Origin of the sequence: Aerococcus viridans, from assembly GCF_002871935.1 — a bacterium.
GTDB classification, from domain to species: domain Bacteria; phylum Bacillota; class Bacilli; order Lactobacillales; family Aerococcaceae; genus Aerococcus; species Aerococcus viridans_B.
Genome location: NZ_PNHQ01000003.1, coordinates 100,144 through 125,802, shown reverse-complemented (window position 1 = coordinate 125,802; position 25,659 = coordinate 100,144). Strand labels below are relative to the sequence as shown.

At 37.7% G+C, this 25,659-nt stretch carries 23 protein-coding genes; 19 read left to right on the top strand and 4 right to left on the bottom strand.

Annotation, left to right across the window (positions count from 1 at the left end):
• The first annotated feature begins 5 nt into the window (after positions 1 to 5).
• The 5 genes from CJ191_RS02185 to CJ191_RS02165 all read left to right on the top strand — a co-directional run bounded on the left by CJ191_RS02185 (position 6) and on the right by CJ191_RS02165 (position 4,908).
• Positions 6 to 1,010: a sugar transferase gene (locus tag CJ191_RS02185; RefSeq protein ID WP_070468321.1), complete on the top strand. Its 1,005-nt coding sequence runs from the start codon at positions 6 to 8 to the stop codon at positions 1,008 to 1,010.
• Positions 1,011 to 1,495: 485 nt separating this feature from the next.
• A complete protein-coding gene (locus tag CJ191_RS02180) occupies positions 1,496 to 3,346 on the top strand; it encodes a heavy metal translocating P-type ATPase (protein WP_102198851.1) in 1,851 nt (616 codons plus the stop codon).
• A gap of 63 nt (positions 3,347 to 3,409) precedes the next feature.
• Positions 3,410 to 3,646 (top strand): heavy-metal-associated domain-containing protein, encoded by a 237-nt coding sequence (locus CJ191_RS02175; RefSeq protein ID WP_070468324.1) that lies wholly within the window; start codon positions 3,410 to 3,412, stop codon positions 3,644 to 3,646.
• 1 nt (position 3,647) lies between these two features.
• Positions 3,648 to 4,199 carry a Dps family protein gene (locus CJ191_RS02170; RefSeq protein WP_070468326.1) on the top strand — a complete coding sequence of 184 codons (552 nt, stop codon included), beginning with the start codon at positions 3,648 to 3,650 and terminating at the stop codon, positions 4,197 to 4,199.
• 16 nt (positions 4,200 to 4,215) lie between these two features.
• A complete protein-coding gene (locus tag CJ191_RS02165) occupies positions 4,216 to 4,908 on the top strand; it encodes a Crp/Fnr family transcriptional regulator (protein ID WP_070468328.1) in 693 nt (230 codons plus the stop codon).
• Positions 4,909 to 5,065: 157 nt separating this feature from the next.
• On the opposite strand, the gene CJ191_RS02160 is transcribed toward CJ191_RS02165, so the two are convergent.
• The gene (locus tag CJ191_RS02160; RefSeq protein WP_102198850.1) at positions 5,066 to 5,725 is read right to left on the bottom strand and encodes a GNAT family N-acetyltransferase; all 660 of its coding nucleotides are present in this window, start codon (positions 5,723 to 5,725) and stop codon (positions 5,066 to 5,068) included.
• A 209-nt stretch (positions 5,726 to 5,934) separates the two neighbouring features.
• Here CJ191_RS02160 and CJ191_RS02155 point away from each other — a divergent pair, with 209 nt between their 5' ends.
• The 7 genes from CJ191_RS02155 (at position 5,935) to holA (ending at position 13,411) form a co-directional block, all read left to right on the top strand.
• Complete coding sequence (locus tag CJ191_RS02155) at positions 5,935 to 7,104, top strand: ATP-grasp domain-containing protein (RefSeq protein WP_102198849.1); 1,170 nt, start codon at positions 5,935 to 5,937, stop codon at positions 7,102 to 7,104.
• Positions 7,105 to 7,146: 42 nt separating this feature from the next.
• Positions 7,147 to 7,884: an esterase family protein gene (locus CJ191_RS02150; RefSeq protein ID WP_102198848.1), complete on the top strand. Its 738-nt coding sequence runs from the start codon at positions 7,147 to 7,149 to the stop codon at positions 7,882 to 7,884.
• Between the two features lie 180 nt (positions 7,885 to 8,064).
• Complete coding sequence (gene rsmD, locus CJ191_RS02145) at positions 8,065 to 8,631, top strand: 16S rRNA (guanine(966)-N(2))-methyltransferase RsmD (protein WP_070468336.1); 567 nt, start codon at positions 8,065 to 8,067, stop codon at positions 8,629 to 8,631.
• Entirely contained in the window at positions 8,632 to 9,132 is a 501-nt protein-coding gene (coaD, locus tag CJ191_RS02140) for a pantetheine-phosphate adenylyltransferase (protein ID WP_070468341.1), read from the top strand.
• 89 nt (positions 9,133 to 9,221) lie between these two features.
• Positions 9,222 to 10,025 (top strand): helix-hairpin-helix domain-containing protein, encoded by an 804-nt coding sequence (locus CJ191_RS02135; protein WP_246819058.1) that lies wholly within the window; start codon positions 9,222 to 9,224, stop codon positions 10,023 to 10,025.
• 1 nt (position 10,026) lies between these two features.
• Positions 10,027 to 12,366 (top strand): DNA internalization-related competence protein ComEC/Rec2, encoded by a 2,340-nt coding sequence (locus CJ191_RS02130; RefSeq protein WP_102198847.1) that lies wholly within the window; start codon positions 10,027 to 10,029, stop codon positions 12,364 to 12,366.
• Between the two features lie 10 nt (positions 12,367 to 12,376).
• Positions 12,377 to 13,411 carry a DNA polymerase III subunit delta gene (gene holA, locus CJ191_RS02125; protein ID WP_070468343.1) on the top strand — a complete coding sequence of 345 codons (1,035 nt, stop codon included), beginning with the start codon at positions 12,377 to 12,379 and terminating at the stop codon, positions 13,409 to 13,411.
• A gap of 94 nt (positions 13,412 to 13,505) precedes the next feature.
• On the opposite strand, the gene rpsT is transcribed toward holA, so the two are convergent.
• A complete protein-coding gene (gene rpsT / locus CJ191_RS02120) occupies positions 13,506 to 13,754 on the bottom strand; it encodes a 30S ribosomal protein S20 (RefSeq protein WP_102198846.1) in 249 nt (82 codons plus the stop codon).
• Between the two features lie 298 nt (positions 13,755 to 14,052).
• Here rpsT and uvrB point away from each other — a divergent pair, with 298 nt between their 5' ends.
• Entirely contained in the window at positions 14,053 to 16,047 is a 1,995-nt protein-coding gene (gene uvrB / locus CJ191_RS02115) for an excinuclease ABC subunit UvrB (RefSeq protein WP_102198845.1), read from the top strand.
• Between the two features lie 106 nt (positions 16,048 to 16,153).
• On the opposite strand, the gene CJ191_RS02110 is transcribed toward uvrB, so the two are convergent.
• On the bottom strand, positions 16,154 to 16,849 hold the full coding sequence (locus CJ191_RS02110) for a phosphatase PAP2 family protein (protein WP_102198844.1): 696 nt from the start codon (positions 16,847 to 16,849) through the stop codon (positions 16,154 to 16,156).
• Between the two features lie 205 nt (positions 16,850 to 17,054).
• Between CJ191_RS02110 and rpsO the strand changes: the two genes are divergently transcribed.
• The 6 genes from rpsO (at position 17,055) to cls (ending at position 24,971) form a co-directional block, all read left to right on the top strand.
• Positions 17,055 to 17,324: a 30S ribosomal protein S15 gene (rpsO, locus tag CJ191_RS02105; protein ID WP_070468351.1), complete on the top strand. Its 270-nt coding sequence runs from the start codon at positions 17,055 to 17,057 to the stop codon at positions 17,322 to 17,324.
• 210 nt (positions 17,325 to 17,534) lie between these two features.
• The gene (gene pnp, locus CJ191_RS02100; protein WP_102198843.1) at positions 17,535 to 19,643 is read left to right on the top strand and encodes a polyribonucleotide nucleotidyltransferase; all 2,109 of its coding nucleotides are present in this window, start codon (positions 17,535 to 17,537) and stop codon (positions 19,641 to 19,643) included.
• Positions 19,644 to 19,852: 209 nt separating this feature from the next.
• Positions 19,853 to 20,896 (top strand): aspartate-semialdehyde dehydrogenase, encoded by a 1,044-nt coding sequence (locus tag CJ191_RS02095; protein ID WP_102198842.1) that lies wholly within the window; start codon positions 19,853 to 19,855, stop codon positions 20,894 to 20,896.
• Positions 20,897 to 21,082: 186 nt separating this feature from the next.
• On the top strand, positions 21,083 to 22,786 hold the full coding sequence (locus CJ191_RS02090) for a ribonuclease J (RefSeq protein WP_102198841.1): 1,704 nt from the start codon (positions 21,083 to 21,085) through the stop codon (positions 22,784 to 22,786).
• Between the two features lie 11 nt (positions 22,787 to 22,797).
• A complete protein-coding gene (locus CJ191_RS02085; protein ID WP_102198840.1) occupies positions 22,798 to 23,403 on the top strand; it encodes an energy-coupled thiamine transporter ThiT in 606 nt (201 codons plus the stop codon).
• A 119-nt stretch (positions 23,404 to 23,522) separates the two neighbouring features.
• On the top strand, positions 23,523 to 24,971 hold the full coding sequence (gene cls, locus CJ191_RS02080) for a cardiolipin synthase (RefSeq protein WP_070468360.1): 1,449 nt from the start codon (positions 23,523 to 23,525) through the stop codon (positions 24,969 to 24,971).
• A 76-nt stretch (positions 24,972 to 25,047) separates the two neighbouring features.
• Here cls and CJ191_RS02075 read toward each other — a convergent pair whose 3' ends face one another.
• Complete coding sequence (locus CJ191_RS02075) at positions 25,048 to 25,440, bottom strand: hypothetical protein (protein ID WP_070468362.1); 393 nt, start codon at positions 25,438 to 25,440, stop codon at positions 25,048 to 25,050.
• Positions 25,441 to 25,659 lie beyond the last annotated feature (219 nt).

Below are 25,659 nucleotides of genomic sequence, written 5' to 3'. Positions count from 1 at the left end.
AAGACATGCGGACACATATTACAAATTTGTATGGACAATCTAGTGAATCAACGGCAATGATTTCACAAAACATGACGGCTCAAGTGGCTAGAGAGTTAGGAATTAATGAACTGGGCATCTATAACTATCCCATAACTGTGGACAGTCCCGGTGAACTATCGACTCGGCTAGATGGTATTATTGCTTCCGTTTCTGCAGAAGATATTGTTATTTTACAACTGCCTACCTGGAACTCTTTAGAGTTTGAACAAGCCTTAGTCAACAAATTAAAAAGTTATCGGAATGTAAAAATCGCTATCTATTTACATGATGTCGTCCCATTACAGTTTAAATCTAATTACTATTTAATGGCACCATATATTGAACTCTTTAATCAAGTTGATTGTTTGATTGTACCTTCAGAAAATATGAAAAATCGCCTCATTGAAGAAGGATTAACTATTGAAAACATCATTATTCAACAAATGTGGGATCATCCAATAGCTTATGATCTGTCCAAAACAACTTTTAAGCGTGAAATTCACTTTGCTGGAAGTGCAGAAAAATTTGATTTTGTAAAAGATTGGGCTGGAGAGATACCACTTAAAGTGTATTCAAATCCTATAGGAGAAGACTTGAATGAAAAAACAACCTACTTAGGTTGGCATTCAGATGCAGCATTAGTTAGTCATTTGTCTGAAGGGGGATTTGGATTAGTTTGGACAGAAAATCCTGACATCCAAGAATATTTTGCTTTGTGTAATTCATATAAATTGGGGACCTACCTAGCGGCGGGGATTCCTGTTATTGTCCCGAGAAATTTATCTAATGCGCAATTGATCAATGACCATCAATTAGGTTTTGTCGTGGACTCGCTAGATGAGGCAGATGCAATAATTGCGAAAATAAGTATGGAGGAATATGAAGTATTTAAAGAAAATGTAGCAAACTTTGCCTTTTTACTTAGAACAGGTCAATTCACGAAGAAAGTTTTAACGGACGCAATCCATCAAATAGTTTTAAATAAATAGAAAAAGAAGAGGAGGCTATGACAAAAAGTTTCTGTTAACTAAATAATGAGAGGAAAAAGATTTTAAAGTAAAATTTTCTTCCTCTTTTTTTTGTGGAAAATTTGAGTTAACTATTTTGTTCAGAAAGATATGAGCGCAAGATCTAAATAAGTTAATATTATGGAAAAAGGTAACCAGTGTATAAAAATCTTTTGATATCTTTTATGCTATCCAGAATTTAGACGGTCTTATCAAGTGTGTAAGCCTTTTTTTGTAGGAGATGTATTGATCTTTAAAATTAAAAAAATAAAAAAGATTCAATCAACTGTAAATAACAAACGCTTATTTATAATTTTCACTTCTGTTTCAAGGATAATAATTCATTTTTAAAATAAAAGATTTTAACTTCTATTTTTATCCTATGCTTATAGAATTGATGTGCATCAATTATAGATCTCTCAAAAATGCATATACTATATTTGTAAAAACTTATAGGAGGGATTTATATGCAACAGATTATTTTGAAACATAAAAATCATATCATGGTTATTAATGGCTTACTGATTATTACAGGATTTATTGCACATTTCATTTTTACTAATACGATTATCTTTAATAGTGCTTTTATCATTGCTTCCATATTGGGTGTTTTACCAATTGCAATACAGGCTTTTCAAGCTATGAAAGTAAAAGTAGTGAGTATTGATGTTTTAGTAACGATAGCGGTAATTGGTGCTTTCTTTATTCAAAATTACGAAGAGTCAGCTATTGTTACTTTTTTATTTTTATTTGGCTCATATTTAGAGCAGCGCACACTTAAGCAAACTCGATCTGCGATTAAAGAGTTGACAGAAATGGCTCCAGAGACTGCTTTTAAGCAATTGCACGAAGGACAATTTGAAGAAGTAGATATTGATGAAGTAGAGGAAGGAGATATTCTCTTAGTAAAAACTGGCGCTAAGATTCCAGTAGATGGTAGGGTAACTACTGGAAAGGGACATGTAAATGAGGCTAATATCACCGGTGAATCTTTACCGCTAAAGAAAGAGAAAGGTGACGAAGTATTTGCCGGTACCATTATGGATAATGGTACCATTCAAATAGTTGCTGATAGAATTGGAGAAGATTCTACATTTGGTCAAATTATTGAATTAGTAGAAGAGGCACAAGATTCTAAATCGGAAGCTGAGCGATTTATTGACCAGTTCTCTCGTTGGTATACACCTGTAGTACTTATCATTGGGTTATTAGTTTGGATATTCACTAAAGATACGGCACTAGCAGTTACTGTATTAGTACTTGGTTGCCCGGGAGCCTTGGTCATTGGTGGACCGGTTTCAAACGTGGCGGGTATAGGAAATGGTGCAAAGAATGGTATTTTGTTTAAAGGTTCTGAAGTGATTAGTCATTTTGCGAATGTAGATACAGTCCTATTTGATAAAACTGGTACCTTGACTGAAGGAAAGCCTGAAGTGAGCGAATTTGTTTACTATGGAAATAATCAAGAGGAGGATTTATCGCTATTATTCTCAGTTGAAAGGGAATCTGACCATCCCTTAGCAGACGCTATTACAAATAAGTTAGCGCAATATAAGCCCCGATCTGTAGAGCGTACACAAGTGATAAAAGGTGGGGGTATAATTGCCCACGTTGATGGGCACATGGTTGCGGTAGGGAACAAATCTTTAATGGAACAAGAAAGTATACCACTATCTGATGATGTGCTTAGAAAATTAGATGCCTTAGAAAGAGCTGGTAGTTCAATTGTATTAACAGCAGTTGATCATCAGTTAACAATTTTAATGGGAATCCGTGACCAAGTTCGACCAGGTGTAAAACAAAACTTACAAAAATTAAAATCACTTGGAGTTAACAACCTCATTGTATTATCAGGGGATAATCAAGGTACAGTTAATTTAGTTAAAAAGGAGCTAGGCTTAACCGAGGCCCATGGCGATATGCTGCCTGAAGATAAGCAGTCATTTCTAAAAGAAAGACAGTCTAATGGTGAAATTGTTGCTTTTATTGGTGATGGTGTGAATGATAGCCCCTCTCTAGCTACTGCAGAAGTAGGGATAGCTATGGGAAATGGAACAGATGTAGCCATTGAAAGTTCAGATGTTGTTTTGATGAATTCCAATTTTAATCGTCTCCCCCATGCTTTAGGTTTAGCTAAAGGGACATATGCGAATATGCGACAAAATATTCTTATTGCTGTTGGTGTGGTGATAATATTACTCGTTAGTTTAATATTCAGTGAATGGATGTCTATGTCAATTGGAATGTTAGTTCATGAGGCTAGTATTTTGGTCGTTATTTTAAATGCAATGAGATTAAGAGGATATCAATTAAAATAATTGATCCGCATCAATTATTTAAAAAAAAATACTTTATATAATTTAATTAAAGGAGTGATAGATATGACGAAAGCGACATTAAAATTAGAAACATTAACTTGCCCATCATGTTTACAAAAAATTGAAAGTGGTTTAAAGCAGACTGCTGGAGTAGACAAAGATTCTGTAAAAGTGCTGTTTAATGCAAGTAAGGTAAAAGTGGATTTTGATGAAGAACAGGTCAATTTGAGTACAATTGAAAACACAATTGAAAACTTAGGGTATGCCGTTATTAGTTCAAAAGTAAAGGAAGGATTATAAAATGACAACATTAAACGAAAGACAAGAAAAATTAGCTGCTGAAAAAGCCTATAAAGAACACATTCACCATACCAAGATTAATGCTGCAGCTGTTACAGATCATGTACTCGCCAATATTCATACCTTACATGTAAAATTACATCAATATCATTGGTATGTAAAAGGAGCAAATTTCTATGCATTGCATGAGTTATTTGAGAAATTGTATAATGAGAATGAGACATGGTTTGATAAAATTGCAGAACGTTTACTAGCATCAGGATTTAAGCCAGCATCAACAACTGCTGAATTTCAGGAATTTACCATAATCTCTGAAGATTCATCTGAAAAATATTATTCTGCTGAAGAAATGGTCTTACAGTTAGTAGAGGATTTTAGAACTAATCGTGAATTTACCGTTCGTGCAACGCGTTTAGCTCAAGAAGAAGCTGATGATGCGTTAGAGGATTTACTAATTAGTTATAAAGATTATTTAGATGTAAATATTTGGCAACTTCAAGCCTTTGTTAATAAGGATGCGTTAGAAGACGATGACTATATAGATAACGATTAATTAGGAGGAAACTTGTATGGCACACCACCATCACCATAGTCATGTAGATTGTATACGGTTAGTACCAATTTTTAACCACTTAAATGAAGAACAAATGAGTTTGATTGCACAATCAGCGCGTGAAGTACATTATGCAAAGAATGCGTTATTATTTGGAAATGGTGATAAAGATGACACACTATATATCGTAAATAATGGGCGTGTACGTATTTATCACTTAAATGAATCCGGTCGTGAACAAACTGTACGTATACTAAATCCTGGTGATTTTATGGGAGAAGTGGCTATTTTTCAAACTGAAAGTTACCATTCTAATTATGCTGAAGCAATATCAGAAGTAAGCATATGTAGAATTCATAAAAAAGATATGGATAATTATCTAGATGCTTACCCAGAAATTATGAGACGAATACTTTCAGATGTAACGAAGCGTTTACAGGTATCAGAAAAGCAAACGATGCAAGTTGGTATGGAGCAGGTAGAGTCTCGTATTATTAATTTTCTAGCAGAATATGTTGAAGATGAGGAAAATCATACTTATGTGACTTTACCAATGTCAAAAAAGGAGCTAGCTTCTTATTTAGGTACAACGCCGGAAACAATCAGTCGGAAGTTCTCTTCGTTAGAGGATAAAGGCTTAATTAAACAACATACACATAAATATATTGAAATATTTGATCTAGATGAATTATTATTTGCATCGAGTTAAAGATATATAATTATGATATATAGCGTTGATGAATAATTTAAACTATTTATCAACGCTATTTTAAGTATGTAAACTTAATTCTTATTATTAATTTTAAAAAGTAAATTCAATGAAATAAGGAGGCTATGACAACAGTGTCATGCCTCCTTATTTATAGTTATTGATTATCATAGATGAAAAATTCAAAAGGTTCAGTACTTTTTGAACCATCAAACGGTTCAAATAGACCGGGTTGATGATAAGTTATGTTACCTGCACGGTGCATTCCTTTGTGGTCATAGAAAGGATAATTACATGAAGAGTCAGTGAATAGGTAATAATTTTGCACGTTAGTGGCTTCAAAATAGTCTTTAGCCGCTTGGAATAACTTGCTACCAATACCTAGTCCTTGGAATTCTGGATCCATGATGAATAAAACGATACGACCATCATAGTCCGTATTTGCCTGTGCTTGTTCTAGTAATTGTGCATCATATTCACTTTCTACTTTCATTCGGTCATAAAAGTAGTCGGCAATTTCTTGTCCTTGTGCGTGGAGAGTTGCCGCAGCATCAATAGTGGATTGCATTAACATGCGTCCGTATTTAGGTTCTGAATCAGCAGAAACCAAAATCACACCAGCGATTTTCCCATCGACTTCAGCTACCGTAGCCATAGAAGCATTACTCAGGGAACTATTTAAGTCTAAGTCTACGTATGCGTTTGTTGCTTCAGGATATGCAATATAATCTGATTTAAACCAAGCACCACGGTTTAATGCATGTAGTGCAGGATAATCTGCTGGTTGGGCAGATCTTAAAGTAACTTCTTGTGTCATAAAACACCTCCGTTGTCCATTTTAACCGATGCGTATATTAAGTTCAAATGATACAGGATGCCCGTTATGCAGGCTTTAAAAGAGCGAATGAATGCGTTTCCCATAACTTAAATGCAATTGCTTTTGCATGAGTTACCACTTATAATGATTGATAAGTTCTAATCAAATATTAATGTATAGTAAAAAAGACCTTGAGCGGAGGAACTGACATGAATTTTATTGTAACATCACCTTTTTATCCAGAGAATTTTCAATTATTTACTAACCGGTTAAAACAGCAAGGTTTCAACGTTCTTGGCATCGGTCAGGAACCTTATGACCAATTACCACAATCCTTAAAAGATGATTTAACTGAATACTATAAAGTGAATGATTTAGAAAATATTGATGAAGTAAAAAGAGCTGTGGCTTACTTATTCTTTAAACATGGAAAGATTGACCGGATTGAGTCGCAAAATGAGTATTGGTTGAATTTGGAAGCTGAGATTCGTGAACAGTTTAATATTCCCGGAAACAAGCCAAAAGATTTGCGCAAGGTTAAATTTAAGTCTGAAATGAAGAAATTATTTACCAAGGCGGGCGTTCCAACGGTTCCAGGAAAAGTGGCCAATAAAAAAGGAACCATCAACCGAATCGTCAAGGAACTTGGCCTTCCTTTAGTAGCCAAACCCAACTCAGGTGTGGGGTCTTCAGGGACTTACAAGTTAAAAGATCAAGAAGCAGTGGCGCAATTTATTGCTGACTGGGATGAAAAGGATGCCTATTTCTTTGAACCTTATATTGAAGATGCAAAATTATTATCTTATGATGGATTGATCGATCAAAATGGCGAAATCGTCTTTGAAACTGGTTTATATTACCGTGACCCAACCTTAGAGGTATTGAAATACCAATTAGACTATGGTTATATCATCCAAAAAGAATTGCCAGAAAAACTACGTGCATATGGTCAAGCCATCGTGAAACAATTTGGCATGAAAGAACGCTTTTTCCATATTGAATTCTTTGAAGATGGGGATGATTATTTAGTAGTTGAATACAATAATCGAGTAGCAGGCGGGTATGCAATTGATATGTATAACTTTGCTAATCATATCGACTTGTTCCGTCAATATGCCCGTATTGTAGATGGCAAACCTATTGAAACGCCTAATGAACCGGCTCGATATTGTGTAGCCATTACTCACCGTGATCAAAATACTTACGCCCATGATGAAGTTGCATTACGTAGTCATTATGGCGACCGACTCGTCTTCTCAAAACGCTTACCGGATGCCTTTGCAGCCTTGCAAGGTAATCAATTTTTCGGCATTCTAGCAGATACAGAAGCGGAAGTTGAAGAAATTTTTAACTATGTTCACCAACACAAAGAAAGCTAGCTATTCGCTGTTAGTCATTTTACCCATACTGGAGGAACAATTATGAATGCAGAATTCTTACACCATTACTCAGGTCAATTAAACCAAGAAATGCACTTAAATCGCTACGGTCATGCGGGTATTCCGGTCGTTGTCTTCCCCTCATCTGGTGGGTCAAAAGACGAATTCGCTGACTTTGGTATGATTGAGGCAGCGCATTATTTTATCGATGAAGGAAAAGTGCAATTCTTTACTTTATCATCCTATGATCAAGAATCTTGGCTCCACCAAGGGAAATCGCAACATGACCGGGCGGAGGCCCACAATGCCTACGAACGTTATGTAATTGAAGAAGCCATACCTTTCATTAAGCACTACACTGGTTGGTTTGACCCAATGATGACGACAGGCTGTTCTATGGGTGCTTATCACGCTTTGAACTTCCAACTAAAACATCCGGATGTCTTCAATAAAACTTTAGCCTTATCAGGTATTTACGATGTCCGTTACTTTGGTGGCGACTTTGGCGATGACCTCGCCGTTTACTACAACTCGCCAGTTGATTACATTTGGACCTTGGATGATCCCTGGTTTATCGACCACTTATGCCAAGCAGATATCATCGTTTGTACCGGTCTAGGGGACTGGGAAGCAGATGGCCTACCTGGTTACTACAAATTACGTGAGGCCTTTGAAAATAAAGCCATTCCAGCCTGGTTTGCAGAATGGGGACCAGACGTATCACATGACTGGATCTGGTGGCGACAGCAATTACCGTATTTCCTAGATTACTTACTTTAATTGATTTTAAATAAACTTTGGAAAAAGGGCCGTAGCATTCAGTATGTTATGCGCTTTTTTCATTAGGGCAATTAAGTTTGCTAGCAGCCACTTGTTTATTTTTAGAGGTGACACTTATAGGTTGAGTGTCCTTGATATGGTAGAATATTAACAAATGCTAAATCGTGGGGTGACAATTCTATGCGCGTCATAGCTGGAAAATTTGGGAAACATCGTTTAAAGGCGGTACCAGGGAATAATACCCGGCCAACAACTGATAAAATCAAGGAATCCTTATTTAATATCATTGGGCCCTATTTTGATGAAGATACGAGGGTATTAGATTTTTATGCAGGATCGGGGGCATTAGGGATTGAAGCCATTTCAAGAGGTGCTGCAGTGGTTTACGGCTTTGAGAAAAACCGCCAAGCCCAAACAACTATTAAAGAAAACATCGCATCAGCTCGTATTGAAGACCAGTATGTTTTAAAGGGTGGCGATAATCGAAAAACACTACAACAATTACGACATGAAGATAAAGACCTGCAATTTGATTTGGTCTTCCTAGATCCACCCTACAAAGGGCAACAATTAGAAGATGTTATCAATCGCTTTCTAGCTGATAATTGGTTATCACCAAATGCGCGTGTAATTTGTGAATTAGATAAGCAAGATACCTTACCAGAAGCTTTTGGACCACTTAAACAAATCAAAGATGTCACTTACGGCATCACGAGAATTCTAGTATACAGAATGGAGGAAGATTAGATGACAACAAAGGGAAGAGCCTTGTATGCAGGGTCTTTTGACCCCTTAACAATGGGACATGTAGATATGATTGAACGCGCTGCTAAGATGTTTGATTATGTATATGTAGCAGTAGCCACTAATACAACTAAGACATCCTTATTTACTGGTGAAGAAAAACTAGCGCTTGCACAAGAAGCGACTAAACATATTGATAATGTAGAAGTCACTTACTTGAAATCAGGTTTAACTGTCAATTTTGCGCGTGAACTAGGGTGTGGTATTTTAATTCGTGGATTACGGAATGCCAGCGACTTTGAACAAGAAACGAATATTGCTTTGATGAATAAATACCAAGCGCCAGATATTGAAACAGTTTTAATGTTATCGAGTGAAAAATATCGTTTTGTTTCAAGTTCAATTATAAAGGAAGTTGCGAAGTTTAATGGCGACATTTCTGGTGTTGTACCAGCCAATGTCAATGAAGCGATTAAGGCCAAATACGCTGAACTCAATAGATGACATGCTCAAATCAGTTAAATCTGAGTGACATTTGAAAAGTAGCTAGACACCTTTTACCTATTTAAACGTATAAAATAGGTGAGGTGAGTATGATGCAACAGTTGAAGAATTGGCTACAACAATTTAAAACGGACATAAATGAACAGAATATCCAACAAATATGGTTTATGTATAAGCCGTTCTTGTTGGGTATTTTTGTCGTCTTTTTAACAATGTTGGCCTTAGTTGTGTATGCTAGTAATCAATTATTTGTCAGTCAGCAAGTGGATATTGATGACATGTTCTCAGAAAGCAAACCGCATCAAATGATGGATAGTCATCAAGATTTAGAGCTCATTGAAGAAGGGGCAGCTACGACAAATAGTGTAGCCATGTCCAGTCAAGTAAATGAGGAAACAATTGCATCTACGAGTATATCCACTAGTGAAACTTGGTATGTAGATATCAAAGGAGCAGTTAAAACACCCAAAGTCGTACCGGTATCATCAGGTATGCGGGTGCACGATGTGATTGAAATGGCAGGTGGATTAACAGCAGAAGCCGATCAAAGTCAGGTGAATTTGGCCCAATTGGTGACGGATCAAATGGTGGTTTATGTGCCTAAAGTTGGGGAAGAAATAAATCCTTCAACGAAAACATTAGTCATGGATAGTCAAATGACTGAATCCAACATAGACAATCAAGAAACGGCTCAAAGTGAACTTGTCAATATTAATACAGCAGATGCTACGGCGTTACAAACTTTATCCGGTATTGGAGAGAAGCGGGCGACAGATATTATTGCTTATAGAGAAGCGAATGGGGCATTTTCCCGTATTGAAGACCTTGAACAGGTTTCTGGTATAGGTGAAAAAACGTTGGAGAAGTTAAAACCTTTTATCACGGTGAATTAATATGCAATATAAGTTGGTCTTACATAGCCTAGGGGTCCTCCTACTAGCTGTTTTAACCCTTACCAATCATCCTTGGGCTTGGATTCTATATGGCTTATTTTTTCTTAGAATACTCACCTTGAAAGAGAAGAAGTTCTGCCTACAGGTAGTGATTATTCACTGTTTAATCGCCAGCTATTTTCTTTATTTAGACAATAGTCGAGAAAGTTATTTATCTGGTACAGAAACTGAGCTGATGATGGATGTTGCTATTACTGATGTAAAAGTATCAGGTAATTTGCTATCTTTTCAAGGAGAAACACCAGTTGCGGGCCAAAAAGAACGGGTGCAAGTTTTCTATACGATTAAAGAAGCGGCAGAGCAAAAAGCCTGGATTGGGCTTGACAAATCTTTTCAGGTCACTGTACTGGGCACTTTAGATGAACCTGATGAAAACCAGAACGCGCACTTATTTAATTACCGGGATTATTTAGCAAAGCAAAACATTTACTGGGTGATGTCAGCTGATACGGTGATTTTAAAAGGGGATTTAGAGGATGGTCAATATTGGCTGGCCAACAACAGGCAAGCTGTAACGAATTGGCTAGGCAACTTGGCTAATTCAACTGTTTCAGCTTATGCCTTATCGCTCTTTTTTAACCAGATGGATGCGCTTGAAGGAGAAGTTTTAAAAGCTTATCAAATGATTGGGTTAATTCATTTATTCTCTATTTCTGGCTTTCATGTGCAATATTTTCTAACTTTTTTAAAGAAAATACTCCTTCGAATCGGTATGACAGTGGAAGTCTTTGATTACTTTGCCATACTAATATTACTGATTTATACCATCTTTTTGGGTTGGCCATATGGGATGATTCGGTCTTTTGTAGCCTATACTTATAACGTTTTAAAGAAAAGGCGAAATCAACGGCCGTCATCTTTGATCGGTACCTCTTGGTCCATGATCATATTACTCCTCGTAGATCCAAGAGTCATTTTTACTTTGTCTTTTCAACTAACCTATGCATTAGCTTATACCGTACTGTTCTCCGGGAAATATATCCTAGCAAAATGCAAAAATGTCATACAAGTGGAATTATGGCAAAGTTTTATCTGTAGTCTTGTGACCATTCCATTTTTAACGACGACTTACTTTGAATTTTCATGGGTATCCCTCATTTTAAATTTTACTTATTCTTTTATATTTTCAAGCTTTTTATTTCCTGGATTATTACTGATCTTACTCATCCAACTGATAGGGTTAGGCCCTTACTTTACCTGGCTACAAGCTGGGCTGGCTTATTTGATTCAGGGGATAGAAATGCTTGCTTTGTTTGCCGAGAAATGGACATGGTTTCAATGGGTGACGGGCAAGTTAAACACGTGGGTATTGGTTTTCTTTGTGGTTAGTTTACTGCTTTATTTGGCAAACTTATCGACAACAATTAATAAACGTAAAGACTTGCTGATAAGGTGTTTACTAGCCGTTAGCTTGTTTTTTATTTACCTAAATCCTTATTTACACAGCTATGGGCAAGTAGCCATGTTAGCTGTTGGACAGGGGGATAGCTTTTTTATCGAGACGCCATACCAAAGGCAGGTTTATCTAATTGATTTAGCGGGTAAGATAAACTTTACCGATATATCAGCAGAAGCAGATCCTAGTAAACATTGGCAATTACGGGATAGTGACAGTCTCGCAGAAAGACAAATTATCCCCAGTCTAAAAGCTGCCGGCACTAGAACAATTGCCGGTGTCTTTTTAACTCATGGAGACTTTGACCATATTGGGTCATTTGAAGAAGTAGCCAAGACGTTTAAAATTCAAAAACTATACTTACCTATCGGTATGCAGGAGGACAAAACATCATTAAAGACCATACAAGCCGCCATAGCAACAGGGCGGAACCCTGATATGCAGGTTATTTGGCTTAAAAGTGGCGATCAGGTGACATTAGATAAGACAAGTAGACTACAAGTTTTAGCGCCTAAGAAAATAGGAGAAGGAGAAAATGCTGATTCCCTAGTTTTATATGGTAAAATAGGGCTTCATCATTTTCTATTTACTGGAGACATTGAAGGCGTAGCAGAGGATGATTTACCCACGCTTCCAGTGGATATTTTAAAGGTTGCCCACCATGGATCAGAACATTCAAGTTCAAAAAGCTTCATTGAGCGAATGGATCCTAAAGTTGCTTGGATTTCAGTAGGTAAGAATAATCGGTATGGCCATCCAGCAGATCGAGTGGTAGCTGACCTTGAAGCGAATGAAAGCAAAATTTACCGGACAGATACAATGGGCGCAAGCCACTATATTTATTGGTCCAAATCCGCTAAAATAGAGCATGTGCAATCAAAATAGGAGGTAGGTTATGGAATTACAAAAGGCTATACAGGCGCTGAATAAGGGGCAAATTGACCCTATATATGTACTACAAGGGCCTGAAACCTACTTAATCAACCGGTTTTTAACAACAATTGAAAGCCAGTATTTACAAGAAGATGCTAATGCGATGAATTATATCTCTTTTGATATGGAAGAAGATAGCTTAGCTGACGTCATGATTGAAGCCAATACCATTTCATTTTTTAATGAACCACGGCTGATTTTAATGCGACAACCCGCGTTTCTAACCGGGACACAAAAGAAAAATGCCATGAAACAAGATGACAGTTCACTACTGGAATACTTGGATAACCCAGCAGAAGGTGTTGTTTTAGTGATCGTGGCAGATTATGAGTCATTAGATGGTCGTAAGAAAATCGTTAAGCAATTAAAGAAAAAAGCGACATTTGTAGATACCTCGATAATGACTGAGCCACAAGTAAAAGATTACATACAAAGATATGTCGCTGCTGAAGGTGTGGATATGACACGCGAAGCTTTGGCATTATTTTTGAAACGAACCAATTATCAATTAACACAATCGATTCGAGAAATGGATAAGTTAATCTTGTATGTTGGCGAAGAGAAAAGGATCCACCAGCGAGATGTAGACTTATTGGTGACACCGTCATTGGATGACAATATCTTCCATCTGACAGACCATATTATGCGCCAAGATTCGGCATCCGCTTTGCGCTTATACCGTGAATTAATCGCACAAAAAAATCAACCAATTGCAATCCTTGGCTTATTACAGTCTAATTTCCGTTTATATACACAAATTATTCAACTGAAAAAAGCTGGGTATGACCAGGGGTCCATGGCGCAAACAATTGGTGTACATCCTTACCGGATTAAGATGGCTGGACAGGCGATTAATCCCTATTCACCCAATTTATTGATGGTTGGTTATATGAAGTTGGTTGAATTAGACTTTGATATTAAACAAGGGAAAGTAGACCAAAATCTGGGGATTGAGTGGTTTATTTTAGATTTTTGTTCTGGTAGTGTAGCTAGTTAAGAAAAAGAAGGTAAGAAAAAAGCAGGAAAATGCGTACGTCATTTTCCTGCTTTTTATAATGATCAATTTTGGTAACACCATTTACCAATGTTGATTATACTTTTTTTGCTAAGCGAGCTTTTTCACGAGCAGCTTTGTTAGCGTGGATTAATCCTTTGCTAGCAGCTTGATCTAACATTTTAGAAGCGTGACGTAATAATTCGTCTTTGTTATCTGCGTTTTCTGCAACTGCTTGTTCAAAGTGTTTCATAGCTGTACGTACAGAAGCGATTTTCGCACTGTTACGAGCGTTAGCAGTTTCGTTTTGACGAGCACGTTTGATTGCTGATTCAATATTTGGCATTAAAAACACCCACTTTCCTGTCAAATTATAAAAGTGAACTTGTCACTAACAGACAATATTATACAGAAATAACAAGGGATAAGTCAAGGTAAATTTGTGATAGTAGGGAATGTGGTTACGTATTTCTAAAAATTGACTACTAGTAAGAACTGCAACGTTACTTTGTATACGCATATCAACAAAAAGGGTTAACCAAGTCGCGTGCCCCCTTTTTCAAGGGGTAAAGTTTCGGCTTTATTGGGATAGGTGGTATAATAAAAAGGTATGAAATAGTGTATTTTAAAAGGAAGAGAGGTTCATGATGATAGACCAATTCGATTTAGTTTCGGAATATGAACCGAGTGGTGACCAACCGGAAGCCATTAGAAGAATTGTAGAACAGGTGGAGGCGGGCGACAAGGCACAAGTCCTATTGGGTGGTACGGGTACTGGGAAGACCTTTACCATGGCGAATGTGATCCAACAAACCAATCGACCGACTTTGGTATTAGCCCATAATAAGACCCTTGCTGGGCAATTATACGGGGAATTAAAAGAATTCTTCCCGAATAATGCGGTAGAATATTTTGTGTCTTATTATGACTACTATCAACCAGAAGCTTATGTGCCATCAAGTGACTCCTACATTGAAAAGTCAGCTTCTGTGAACGATGAGATAGATAAGTTGCGGCATTCGGCAACGTCTGCTATTTTGGAGCGTCGTGATACGATTGTAGTAGCTTCTGTTTCTTGTATATATGGGTTGGTGAATCCTACAGAATATCGTGATCATGTCATTTCTGTTAGACAAGGACAAGCATTATCTAGAGATGACTTTATGCGTCGTTTAGTTGAAAATCAGTATGAACGAAATGATATTGACTTCCAGCGTGGGACTTTCCGTGTACGTGGGGATATTGTGGATGTTTTCTTATCATCTCACGATTCTTCATCTGTTCGAGTGGAGTTTTTTGGTGACGAAATTGACCGCATTCGTGAAGTCGATGCTTTAACAGGTGAAGTTCAATCTGAAGTAGAACATTATCCTATTTATCCGGCGACGCACTTTGTGGTGGACCATGAACAAGTGGAAAAATCAGTCAGATCGATTGAAGCTGAATTAGAAGAACGTTTGAAAGAGTTGAACGATGAAGGGAAGTTGCTTGAGGCCCAGCGACTTGAACAACGTACCCGCTACGACATGGAAATGCTCCTTGAGATGGGGTATTGTAATGGGATTGAGAATTATTCTCGCCATATGGACGGACGTAAACCTGGGGAGGCACCTTATACCTTGCTAGACTTCTTCCCGGATGATTTCCTATTAATGGTGGATGAGTCACATATGACCATGCCACAGGTGCGTGGAATGTATAATGGGGATAGGGCTAGAAAACAAGTTTTAATCGACCATGGCTTCCGTTTACCTTCAGCCTTAGATAACCGACCATTAAAATTAGAAGAGTTTGAAGAAAAATTAAACCAGACCCTATACGTATCTGCGACACCAGCGGATTATGAAGTAGAGAAATCTGGTCAAGATGATATTGTAGAGCAAATCATTCGACCAACCGGCTTGCTAGATCCTACTGTGGAAGTACGCCCGATTGAAAGTCAAATTGATGACATTATTAGTGAGATTAATGATCGGATTGAACGAGAAGAACGGGTATTTATCACCACTTTAACGAAACGAATGGCAGAAGACTTAACAGATTATTTGGAAGAAGTAGGCATTAAGGTAAAATACCTGCATTCAGATATCAAGACTTTAGAGCGGACGGAAATTATTCGTGACTTACGTTTAGGTGTCTTTGATGTATTAATTGGGATCAACTTGCTACGTGAGGGGATTGATGTGCCAGAAGTATCTTTAGTCACGATATTAGATGCAGATAAGGAAGGTTTCTTACGTAATGAACGGTCACTAATCCAAACTATTGGACGGGCAGCACGTAATCAAAATGGGCATGTTATTATGTACGCTGATGAGGTCACCGATTCAATGCGACGGGCCATAGATGAGACAGCTCGTCGTCGTAGTATCCAACAAGCCTACAATAAGGAACATGGCATTGTACCGCAAACCATCAAGAAAGAAATACGTGATGTTATTCGAATTACGCACGTAAATTCTGAAGAAATGAGTAATTCTTTAACAGAGCAATTACGGGCCTTAAAACGGGATGATAGAGAACAGGCCTTACGGAATGTGGAATTAGAAATGCAACAAGCTGCCAAGGACTTGAACTTTGAAAAAGCTGCTGAACTTCGTGATATTATCATGGAATTAAAAGCAGAAATGAAGAAATAGCGATTACTTGACTTAGCTACAAAGAAGAGTCGCTCGTGTTAATTATAGGATAGAATTTTGAATAGCAAAAAAGGCATCGCTTTGTGTGCGGTGCCTTTTCTATGAGCTATTTTTCTTTTAAGTGCGCTGTTTGTATATCATTTTCCGCTGATGTTTTATTTGCGATAAATAGATTAAAGTAATTCAAGCAAAGGATGAACCAAGTCGCGCCTATAGACCAACCGGCGATGACATCAGAAAGATAATGGACACCAAGGTATAAGCGAGATGCACTGATGGCAACCGCCATGAATACGCTAAAACCAATTAAGTAGGGCATCATTTTTGGATACCGATCTTTAAAATAATACCAAGTTAAGAAAGCTAGGGTTGCCCATGTGAGTACTGCACCAGTTGCATGTCCAGAAGGGAAGGCATAACCACCTTGGTCGACAAGATGTGTCAAGTAGGATGGACGCGGTCTTTGGATAATATTTTTAATGATGTAAACAACAGGACCAACGCCAACTAGAATAGTGAAAACTGTCCAAAGTAACACTTGCCATTTTCGGCTGATATAATAGAAAGCACCAGCTATCACCAACGTGAGGGGAATGATTCCTTGGGCATTACCAATAAGCGTAAAATATTGTACAAAGCTTGTAAAAGGTGCTGGGCCCCAGTGATAGAGATGTTGGCCAATATTTTGGTCGATAACTGTCAAAAAATCAATGTCAATCATTGCGGTTAAACAGATTAAAATAAAGGGTATTGCAGTGATGGCGGACGCCATTAAATAAGGGTGAATTGGATCTTTTTTCATTGCCTGCCTCCATGTCGATATTATGCTCTATTGTATATATAGTATGAATATTTCGCAAGAGACTAAAGGCTGAAATTTACCTAAAGAATTTATTTGCATTCAAAGCTTACGGTGTGTATAATGTTTAATGACCGTTTACTTCGCAAGTTGAATCACCAACGCTTGGCGCGGTTTACGGCGAATATGAAGAGAGAGGTGTTGTCACATGGCAATTTCAAAAGAACGTAAAAACGAATTAATCCAACAATTTGCGCGTCACGAAGGAGATACTGGTAGCCCAGAGGTGCAAATCGCTATCTTAACTGAAGAGATCAATGCGCTTAACGAACATGCACATACGCACAAAAAAGACCACCATTCATACCGTGGTTTAATGAAAAAAGTTGGTCACCGTCGTAACTTGTTATCTTACTTACGTAACAAAGATGTTCAACGTTACCGTGAATTAATCAAAGCTTTAGGCTTACGTCGTTAATACTTATAAATATAAATTTAAAGCGAGATGCGTTTGTGTCTCGCTTTTATTGATTTTTCATCCTTTTTATAGGAAAATGGACAGGTATGGAATAAACACGCCAACAGTTGATTACTACTATACAAATTTGTGAGCATCAAAACTTGATCTTAGAAATTTGTTTAGTAGCAAACTTGTTGGCAGTAAGCAAGTAAAGGAGCATGTTAAGACATGGAAGAAAAGCAAGTTTTTAAAATGAATTGGGCTGGTCGCCCATTATCAATTGAATACGGTCAAGTAGCTAAACAAGCTAATGCAGCAGTCTTGGTTCGTTACGGGGATACTGTCGTATTAACTGCCGTAGTAGGGGCGAAAGAAGCTAAGCCAGGGCAAGACTTCTTCCCATTACAAGTGAACTATGAAGAAAAAATGTACGCAGTAGGTAAAATTCCTGGTGGTTACATTAAAAGGGAAGGACGTCCAAGTGAACATGCAACATTAACTGCACGATTGATTGACCGTCCAATTCGACCAATGTTTGATGAAGGATTTACCAACGAAGTGCAAGTTATCAATACTGTTTTATCAGTGGATCCAGACTGTTCACCAGAAATGGCTGCAATGTTTGGTTCATCAGCGGCGCTAACAATCTCTGATATTCCTTTTGACGGTCCGATTGCAGGGGTAAATGTTGGTCGTGTAAACGGTGATTTTGTCATCAACCCAACTGTGGAACAACAAGCCCAATCTGACTTAGATTTAATTGTTGCAGGTTCTAAAGATGCCATCAACATGGTAGAGTCTTCAGCTGCTGAATTATCTGAAACAGAAATGCTTGAAGCCTTAATGTTTGGACACACTTCAATCCGTGAATTATGCTACTTCCAAGATGAAATCCGTGAAAAAGTTGGCCAAGAGAAGATGGATGTCCAATTAAATACACCGGACCATGTATTGGTTGCTGAAGTAACAGCACAATATAACCAACAAATGGTAGAGGCGATCCAAACCTTTGATAAATTGGAACGTGAAGAAAGCATTGAAGCAGTGAAAACGGCAATTATTGATTACTACAGTGAATTATATGCAGAACATGAAGATGTTGAGACCTTAATGGATCAAGTCCGTCAAATTGCTGATCAATTAGAATATAAGGAAGTTCGTCGTTTAATTACTGACGATAAAGTACGTCCTGATGGTCGTAAAATTGACGAAATCCGTCCCCTAGCTTCAGAAGTAGGCTTATTACCACGTACTCACGGTTCTGGTTTATTCACTCGTGGACAAACCCAAGCTTTATCAGTAGCGACATTAGCACCATTATCTGAAGAACAACGTATTGATGGTTTATCTGGTGATGTTACCCAACGTTTCATGCACCACTACAACTTCCCTCAATACTCTGTGGGTTCAACTGGTCGTTACGGTTCACCTGGCCGTCGTGAAATTGGTCACGGTGCTTTAGGCTACCGTGCCTTAAACGAAGTATTGCCGAGTGAAGAAGACTTCCCTTATGCCATCCGCTTAGTTGCTGAAGTATTGGAATCTAATGGTTCATCATCACAAGCATCTATTTGTGCAGGTACTTTAGCGCTTATGGACGCAGGTGTGCCAATTAAAGCGCCAGTTGCTGGGATTGCTATGGGGCTTATCATGGATGAAGACGAAGAAAACTATACAGTCTTAACCGATATCCAAGGTCTAGAAGATCATTTAGGAGACATGGACTTTAAAGTAGCTGGTACAGAAAATGGTATTACTGCTTTACAAATGGATATCAAGATTAAAGGTATTACAGAACAAATCTTACGGGAAGCTTTAGACCAAGCCCATAAAGCACGTATTGAAATCTTAGGTCACTTAGCGACTGCAATTGATGCACCTCGTAGTGAATTAAGTCCTTACGCACCAAAAATTGAGCAAATGCAAATTGATCCAGAGGACATTAAAGTGGTTATCGGTAAAGGTGGCGATACCATCAACAAAATTATCGATGAAACAGGTGTTAAAATTGATATCGACCAAGAAGGTAGTATCAATATCGCTTCAGATAACGCAGAAATGATTCAACGCGCTAAAGAAATTATCGCTGAATTAACCCTGAAAGTTGAAGCAGGACAAGTATACGAAGGTACTGTCAAACGCATTGAAAAATTCGGTGCTTTTGTAGAAATTGCTAAAGGTAAAGACGGTTTAGTGCATATTTCTCAACTACAAAAAGAGCGTACCAACAATGTTGAAGATGTTGTTTCACTAGGCGATAAAGTCCGTGTGAAAGTGACAGAAATCGACAACCGTGGTCGTATCAACTTGACAATGAAAGATCTAGACGCAGAATAATAGGCGAATATTTTAGTCCGCATCCAATTTTTATTGGGTGCGTTTTTTATATTGGGATATTGAAAATAGCGCATCTTTTGTGTTATTTGAGTGTTTTCTCATTTTTATTTCATAATTTTGTCATTTTCATTGAGAAATAGACTAAGCTTTGATAGAATAATAAAGTGAATGCGCATGCTATCGAATATAAATAAAAGGATGAATCAATTATGGCAAAAGAGTATAATGTAGCAATTGTTGGGGCAACAGGTGCAGTTGGGGAACAATTACGGCACTTACTTGCAAAAGCAAATTTCCCAGTAAAAAATATTAAATTATTAGCATCAGCACGTTCAGCAGGTAAAACGTTACCAGTAGGCGATAAGCACTATGTTGTTGAAGAATTGACGAAAGATGCTTTTGAAGGCGTGGATATTGCCTTTTTCTCAGCTGGTGGAGACCGTTCAATTGAATTTAGTCAAGCAGCTATTGATGCAGGTGCAGTTGTAATTGATAATACATCTGCCTTCCGTATGGATGAAAATACGCCGTTAGTAGTGCCAGAGGTAAATCCACAAGCATTGAAAGACCATCATGGCTTGATTGCGAACCCTAACTGTTCAACCATTCAAATGGTTGTGGCTTTAAACCCAATCCGGGATGCTTTTGGTTTAGACCGTGTGATCGTATCTACTTACCAAGCGGTATCAGGTGCAGGGACGACAGCTATTGAAGAAATGCGTCAACAATACCGTGATATTGAAGCAGGTAATGACATTCAATCTCCTGGTATCTTACCAGTTGGTGGTGATGAGAAACATTATCAAATGGCTTATAATGTATTGCCGCAAATCGATAAATTCCAAGACAACCACTATACTTATGAAGAAATGAAGATGACCAATGAAACCAAAAAGATCTTAGGTGATGATACAATAGGGGTATCTGCAACATGTGTGCGTGTACCGGTTGTTTATGGTCACTCAGAGTCTGTTTACTTTGAAGTAGATAAGGATGACGTGACAATTGAAGATATCCAAAATGTTTTACGAAACGCACCTGGTGTTGGATTGGAAGATGATATCAACCAACAACTTTATCCTCAAGCGGTGAATGCTGAGAAGAAAACTGAAACATTTGTTGGGCGAATCCGTAAAGATTTAGACTTCCCACGTGGATTCCATATGTGGGTTGTTTCTGACAACTTATGGAAGGGTGCAGCGTTGAATTCAATTCAGATTGCAGAACAAATGGTAGCTGATAAATTAATCTAGTTTATGTTATACTTAAACTAGCGATGTGCGGGCAATGTAGCGAAGCGTCATTGCACCGCATTTTTTTTGAGTGAAGAATATATCCAAGCTGACTAACAATTTGCGTCAGCTTGGATACAGGTTGCATTAACTATTTAGCGTGCAGCCAGACTTAATTAAAAATCCAATATATTAGGAGGCAAAAGGATGAGTGATATCAATATCATCGCTCTGGGTGGTGTCCGTGAAAACGGGAAAAACATGTACCTAGTTGAAGTTGACGAAGCAATCTATGTCTTAGATTGTGGTCTTGTATACCCACCAGATGAATTATTAGGAATCGACATGATGATTCCAGACTTTACATACTTAAAAGAAAACCAAGACCGTGTAGCAGGGGTATTTCTAACCCACGGTCATGCGGATGCTATTGGCGCTTTACCGTATTTACTAAAAGATATTCAAGTACCTGTGTTTGGTACTGAATTAACGATTGAATTAGCGAAAATTCAAGCAAAGAAAATTGGTTTGAAGAATTATCAAGATTTTCATATTATTTCAGAAGAGAATGAAATCGATTTTGGTAATGTCGTGATTAAATTCTTTAAAACCACCCATTCTGTACCTGAATCAGTAGGAATTGAAGTCGTTACACCAGAAGGGTCAATCGTTTATACTGGTGACTTCAAGTTTGATATGACCGTTTCAGATGCCTATAAAACAGACTTTTCTCGTATTGTTGAGATTGGTCGTGACGGCGTATTCGCCTTACTATCCGATTCTAATGCAGCAGAAAATATGAGACCAAACGCCACTGAAATTGAAATTGAACAAGGTTTGTTGACGGAAGTGCGTAATGCTAAAGGTCGTGTGATCGTTGCGGCAGTAGCTTCAAACTTGATGCGTATTCAACAGGTTCTAGATGTTGCAAGTAAACTAGGGCGCCGTGTTTTCTTAGATGATACTGAACTAGAGGAAATTATCGACGTTGCTATTCGCTTAGGCAAACTATCGATTCCGTCAAAAGACTTGATTGCCAACTTAAAGGACCTGGATCGTTTTGAAGATGATGAGATTATTTTCCTAGAAACTGGAAAATCTGGTGAACCATTAATCACCTTACAAAAAATGGCTTCAAATCGCCACACAACAGTCTCTATTAAAGACGGGGATAAGGTTATTATTGTGACAACACCTTCTTATGATATGGAGAAAGTGGTCGCAGAAACGAAAAATGATGTCTACCGTGCAGGCGGTGAAGTGGTTGAATTAGCGCAAGCTTACGCATCAAGTGGCCATGCGAGTCCAAAAGACTTACAATTAATGATTAGCTTATTGAAACCACAATATGTGGTGCCTATTTCAGGTGAATACCGTCTAATGTCAGCCCATAAACATTTGGCGACAGAGGTAGGTATTCCAGAAGACCATGTCTTCTTATTAGACAAAGGGGATATCTTGACCTATAAAGACGGCAATATCCATATTGGTGGTGTTGTACCGGCTTCAAATGTACTGATTGATGGTTCTGGTGTCGGCGATATTGGCAATATTGTTCTTCGTGACCGCCGTATTTTATCTGAAGACGGTATTTTCTTGGTTGTTTTAACCATTTCGCGTCGTCTAGGTAAGATTTTATCTGGTCCAGAAATTATTTCTCGTGGTTTTATCTATATGAAGGCTTCTGAAACCTTATTAGATGAATCAAAAGCGGTGGTCGTTGAAGTGACAGAGGAAAATCTTAAAGACAAGAACTTCGAATGGTCTAAATTGAAAGGTGACATTCGTGATGCACTAAGTAAGAAATTATATAGTGAAACACAACGTCGTCCGATGATTTTACCAGTCATTATGGAAGCTTCAAACTATCATCCTGACAAAAAAGATAAGAAAAAAGGGAAACATCACTAAGGGGGTTCGGTATGAACGCGTCACAAAAATTAGTCGTCTGGGTTGAAGGATTATTATTTGTCATCCTAGCTTTATTAATTGAAAGCATCTTCCCAGAGACCATTACAAGTGCCAATATTACCGTAGCGATTTCATTAACCCTATTGGTTTTCTATTCATTTAGAAGAGGATCAACAGCAGGCTTTATCGCTGGTTTTGTACTAGGTGCAGTAGTGGGGTATTTACAAGTAGAGCATGTAGAAACAGAGTGGATGGTGCTAGTGGCTAATGCCATTCAAACATCTATGGTTGGATTATCAGGTAAGTTTGCCCGAAACTTACAGCGAACTTTATTTAACCGACGTATGTCTAGTGTATACCTAAACTTGATTACTGGGACAATCATGACTTTTGCCGCATTTTTCATCCTAAAATTCATCTTTAATCAATATGTACTAAATGTCGGTCAAGTGGCTGATGGTACATATGCGATGAGTATGCTATGGTCATTCTTGGCTAACTTAGCTTTAGCTTTAATTATCCTAGTATTGATTTTAAACATTTCCGCGAAATATTGGATTCCCAAAAATACACCATATATTTCGCGCAAAGAACGTTCACGTTTATTAAATGATTAAGTGAACTTAGTCTAAAGATACGTTGTCATAATCAATAATAAGAAAGAGCAAACAACCAGTCTTTGAAATTCTCAATCGACCATTTTGTTTGCTCTTTTACTTTTCAAAAAGGGGAAAATATGGGTTTATATATTTATTATGGTATTTTAATTTTATTTGTATTAAATACGATTGCGGCAGTAATTACAGTCTTGAGACAGCAACGTCCAGTAGCGACAATTTGGGCTTGGTTATTGGTGCTCATATTATTACCAGGTATTGGTTTTATCATTTATTATTTTGTCGGCCGAAAAATTTCTGATAAAAATATCTTTAGAATCCGTAACCAGGAAGTCTATGGTTTAAACGGACTAAAAGAAAAGTACTTGAATGGAAATGGTAAGCAGAAAAATGTTGGCCACTACCCACGTGATATTCAAAAGATGATGCGGCTTTTATTCAAGAGTGATTACTCAATCCTCACTGAGAATAATCAGGTAGAAATCTTTATTAATGGTCAAGAGAAAATGGATAGACTAGTAGCAGATATCTATGCTGCAACAGATTCAGTTCACGTACAGTATTACATCTTAACTGATGATGAAGTGGGGATGCGGGTAGTAGAGGCTTTAATCGACCGAGCAAAAGCGGGATTAGAAGTTAAACTGATGGCAGACGCTGTGGGGAGTCGATCATTAAGTAAGAAATCGATTAAAAGAATGGAAGAAGCAGGGATACAGTTTGAAAGTTTCTTCTCAAAAAGTCCCTTCTTTATTTTTAACTTTCGCCTAAATTGGCGTAACCACCGAAAAATTGTGGTCATCGACGGGTTAGTTGGTTATGTTGGCGGATTTAATGTGGCCAAGGAATATATTGGTAAAGGGCCTTTAGGTTATTGGCGTGATACGCATTTTCGCCTTACAGGAGACGCTGTAAAAACTTTACAAAGTCGTTTTATGGTAGACTGGTTTGCTTCTAAGAAAGCTAAACCAAGTGACTTTGACCATGAATACTTCCCGGATCCAGAAATCACGGGTGATACTGCGATGCAGATTGTCTCATCTGGTCCAGACGAAGAATCTGACCAAATTAAAATGGGTTATCTACAGATGATTAACATCGCTGAAAAATATATTTATATTCAAACCCCTTATTTTATTCCTGATGAAGCCGTATTTGAGGCAGTGGAAATGGCCGCCTTGTCAGGTGTAGAAGTACATATTATGATACCTTCAAAGCCTGATCACCCATTAGTGTATCGGGCTACGGAATACTATGTAAAATCTTTATTACCAGCAGGGGTTCATGTGCATAAATACCGTGAAGATGGCTTTCTACATGCCAAAACAGTGTGTGTTGACGGTCATGTGGCTAGCGTTGGTACGGCAAACTTTGATATTCGGAGTTTTTCTTTGAATTTTGAAATCAACGCTTTTGTATATGACCAAAAGCTTGTGACTAAACTAGAAGAAATTTTCCAAAATGACCTAAAGGTATCAACACATGTAGATATGGAACATTTTGAAAACCAAACTAAATGGAAGAAATTCCGTCAAGGATTCTCGAGATTGTTCTCACCAGTCCTATAATAGTCAAAAGAAAAACCAGCTATCTAATGGCTGGTTTTTTGGTCCTATAAAGTTGTTGGTGATAATGTTTGTTCTTTTATTCGGTATAAACAGAACGAACAGCCATGATTTCATCTACTTTAATGATTCGCATCACATCATTATCCACGTCTTCAAATAGTACAATGTCTTTATCCGTATATTTTGAACGGAAGATACCAAATAAAACATCTTTGGTATTCAAAGAACCGATTTGACGAGTGACAGTAATATATAGGGGTTCAGCTAATTCATTTGAATAGTTGATCTGTTGAATAATGTCTTTGATGGGCATAATTGTTGAAAGTACGTTGCTTTTTTTGTTCGTTTTGCGTTCTTCACTATTGAAAGAAAGGATATTGGACTGACTAGATTGTTCAGCATCAAGCAACATTGGATCAACTGGAATGAATAGACTACGGATGGAGTGATAAGATAATGGGTTTTGCATGATAAGCCTCCTCATATTGAACAGTAGTTAGAAAAATGGATACGTCTTGACGTCATTCACTTAAGCAAACGTCTGTTCGCTTTACAATTTACATTATAAAGAACGTCAGTTCGGTATGCAAGTCTTTTTCGAACATTTGTTCACTTTTTACTTAGGGGCTTAAATATGGTATGATTTTAATTGAAAATTAATCCGAACATTAAAGAAAATCTTCAGGAC

Bases quoted from the DNA above. Each gene is read 5' to 3' on its own strand.
- CJ191_RS02175 (WP_070468324.1), top strand. From the start codon at position 3,410: ATGACGAAAGCGACATTAAAATTAGAAACATTAACTTGCCCATCATGT.
- CJ191_RS02165 (WP_070468328.1), top strand. From the start codon at position 4,216: ATGGCACACCACCATCACCATAGTCATGTAGATTGTATACGGTTAGTA.
- cls (WP_070468360.1), top strand. From the start codon at position 23,523: ATGGGTTTATATATTTATTATGGTATTTTAATTTTATTTGTATTAAAT.
- CJ191_RS02180 (WP_102198851.1), top strand. From the start codon at position 1,496: ATGCAACAGATTATTTTGAAACATAAAAATCATATCATGGTTATTAAT.
- CJ191_RS02170 (WP_070468326.1), top strand. From the start codon at position 3,648: ATGACAACATTAAACGAAAGACAAGAAAAATTAGCTGCTGAAAAAGCC.
- rsmD (WP_070468336.1), top strand. From the start codon at position 8,065: ATGCGCGTCATAGCTGGAAAATTTGGGAAACATCGTTTAAAGGCGGTA.
- CJ191_RS02160 (WP_102198850.1), bottom strand. From the start codon at position 5,725: ATGACACAAGAAGTTACTTTAAGATCTGCCCAACCAGCAGATTATCCT.
- coaD (WP_070468341.1), top strand. From the start codon at position 8,632: ATGACAACAAAGGGAAGAGCCTTGTATGCAGGGTCTTTTGACCCCTTA.
- CJ191_RS02150 (WP_102198848.1), top strand. From the start codon at position 7,147: ATGAATGCAGAATTCTTACACCATTACTCAGGTCAATTAAACCAAGAA.
- CJ191_RS02135 (WP_246819058.1), top strand. From the start codon at position 9,222: ATGATGCAACAGTTGAAGAATTGGCTACAACAATTTAAAACGGACATA.
- CJ191_RS02130 (WP_102198847.1), top strand. From the start codon at position 10,027: ATGCAATATAAGTTGGTCTTACATAGCCTAGGGGTCCTCCTACTAGCT.
- CJ191_RS02095 (WP_102198842.1), top strand. From the start codon at position 19,853: ATGGCAAAAGAGTATAATGTAGCAATTGTTGGGGCAACAGGTGCAGTT.
- CJ191_RS02085 (WP_102198840.1), top strand. From the start codon at position 22,798: ATGAACGCGTCACAAAAATTAGTCGTCTGGGTTGAAGGATTATTATTT.
- CJ191_RS02155 (WP_102198849.1), top strand. From the start codon at position 5,935: ATGAATTTTATTGTAACATCACCTTTTTATCCAGAGAATTTTCAATTA.
- CJ191_RS02090 (WP_102198841.1), top strand. From the start codon at position 21,083: ATGAGTGATATCAATATCATCGCTCTGGGTGGTGTCCGTGAAAACGGG.
- uvrB (WP_102198845.1), top strand. From the start codon at position 14,053: ATGATGATAGACCAATTCGATTTAGTTTCGGAATATGAACCGAGTGGT.
- rpsO (WP_070468351.1), top strand. From the start codon at position 17,055: ATGGCAATTTCAAAAGAACGTAAAAACGAATTAATCCAACAATTTGCG.
- CJ191_RS02110 (WP_102198844.1), bottom strand. From the start codon at position 16,849: ATGAAAAAAGATCCAATTCACCCTTATTTAATGGCGTCCGCCATCACT.
- CJ191_RS02075 (WP_070468362.1), bottom strand. From the start codon at position 25,440: ATGCAAAACCCATTATCTTATCACTCCATCCGTAGTCTATTCATTCCA.
- rpsT (WP_102198846.1), bottom strand. From the start codon at position 13,754: ATGCCAAATATTGAATCAGCAATCAAACGTGCTCGTCAAAACGAAACT.
- pnp (WP_102198843.1), top strand. From the start codon at position 17,535: ATGGAAGAAAAGCAAGTTTTTAAAATGAATTGGGCTGGTCGCCCATTA.
- CJ191_RS02185 (WP_070468321.1), top strand. From the start codon at position 6: ATGCGGACACATATTACAAATTTGTATGGACAATCTAGTGAATCAACG.
- holA (WP_070468343.1), top strand. From the start codon at position 12,377: ATGGAATTACAAAAGGCTATACAGGCGCTGAATAAGGGGCAAATTGAC.